This is a genomic window from Actinoplanes xinjiangensis, assembly GCF_003148685.1.
Classification (GTDB): Bacteria; Actinomycetota; Actinomycetes; order Mycobacteriales; family Micromonosporaceae; genus Actinoplanes; species Actinoplanes xinjiangensis.
This window is the reverse complement of record NZ_QGGR01000080.1, coordinates 1-1,434: the sequence shown is the minus strand read 5'-3', so window position 1 is coordinate 1,434 and position 1,434 is coordinate 1. Positions and strand designations below refer to the sequence as shown.

The 1,434-nt window shown below is 67.9% G+C and carries 2 protein-coding genes; both read left to right on the top strand.

Annotated elements, in window-relative coordinates:
* The first annotated feature begins 102 nt into the window (after positions 1-102).
* The gene (gap, locus tag BC793_RS48580) at positions 103-1,104 is read left to right on the top strand and encodes a type I glyceraldehyde-3-phosphate dehydrogenase (protein ID WP_093610437.1); all 1,002 of its coding nucleotides are present in this window, start codon (positions 103-105) and stop codon (positions 1,102-1,104) included.
* Positions 1,101-1,434, top strand: a 334-nt coding sequence (pgk, locus tag BC793_RS48575) for a phosphoglycerate kinase (protein WP_211340673.1), incomplete at its 3' end; no start/stop codon positions are given. The genes gap and pgk, both read left to right, overlap by 4 nt.

The window sequence follows — 1,434 nt, the reverse complement described above, 5'->3', positions numbered from 1 at the left end:
GGGTGCGGCGCCGGACGCCTTTTTGTCGGCCGTCCCTACGGTCGGCATGCAGACCCCTCCGCCGGTCGCAGAATCCGGCGGACCGAAACGAGGAGACCACCTGTGACCATCCGGGTTGGCATCAACGGCTTCGGCCGTATCGGTCGTAACTTCTTCCGGGCGGTTCTCGCCTCCGGCGCCGACATCGAGATCGTCGGCGTGAACGATCTGACCGACAACGCCACGCTGGCTCACCTGCTGAAGTACGACAGCATCCTGGGCCGCCTGGGCCACGAGGTGAAGGCGTCCGCCGACGAGATCAGCGTCGGTGGCAAGTCGTTCAAGGCGTTCGCCGAGCGTGACCCGAACAACCTGCCGTGGGGCGACCTCGGCGCGGATGTCGTCATCGAGTCGACCGGCTTCTTCACCGACGCCACCAAGGCCAAGGCCCACGTGGACAAGGGCGCCAAGAAGGTCATCATCTCGGCTCCGGCCAAGAACGAGGACATCACGATCGTGATGGGTGTCAACGACGGTCTGTACGACGCCGCCAAGCACACCGTCATCTCGAACGCGTCCTGCACCACCAACTGCCTCGCCCCGATGGCGAAGGTCCTGAACGACACGATCGGGATCGAAAAGGGTCTGATGACCACGATCCACGCGTACACCCAGGACCAGAACCTGCAGGACGGCCCGCACAGCGACCTGCGCCGTGCCCGCGCCGCCGCGCTGAACATCGTGCCCACCTCGACCGGTGCCGCCAAGGCCGTCAGCCTGGTGCTGCCGGAGCTCAAGGGCAAGCTGGACGGCTTCGCGCTGCGGGTGCCGATCCCCACCGGTTCGGCCACCGACCTGACCTTCACCGCCGCCCGTGACACCACGGTCGAGGAGGTCAACGCCGCGATCAAGGCCGCCGCCGAGGGCCCGCTCAAGGGCATCCTGGTCTACACCGAGGACGCGATCGTGTCGGCCGACATCGTCACCGACCCGGCCTCCTGCATCTTCGACGCCGGCCTGACCAAGGTCATCGGCGGCAACCAGGTCAAGGTCGTCGGCTGGTACGACAACGAGTGGGGCTACTCGAACCGCCTCGTCGACCTGGTCAAGCTCGTCGGAGCCTGATCTTGAAGACTCTCGACGACCTGCTCGCCGAGGGTGTCTCAGGTCGGCGCGTCTTCGTGCGCGCCGACCTGAACGTGCCCTTCGACAAGAGCAATCCGGGCGTCATCAGTGACGACGGCCGCGCCCGCGCGGTGCTGCCGACGCTGATCGCCCTGCGTGACGCGGGCGCCAAGGTGATCGTGGCGTCCCACCTGGGCCGCCCGAAGGGCGCGCCGGACCCCAAGTTCACCCTCGCGCCGGTCGCCACGCGGCTGGGCGAGCTGCTCGGGTCCACCGTCGTCTTCGCCGACGACACCGTCGGCCCGGCCGCCACCGAGGCCGTCGCGGCTC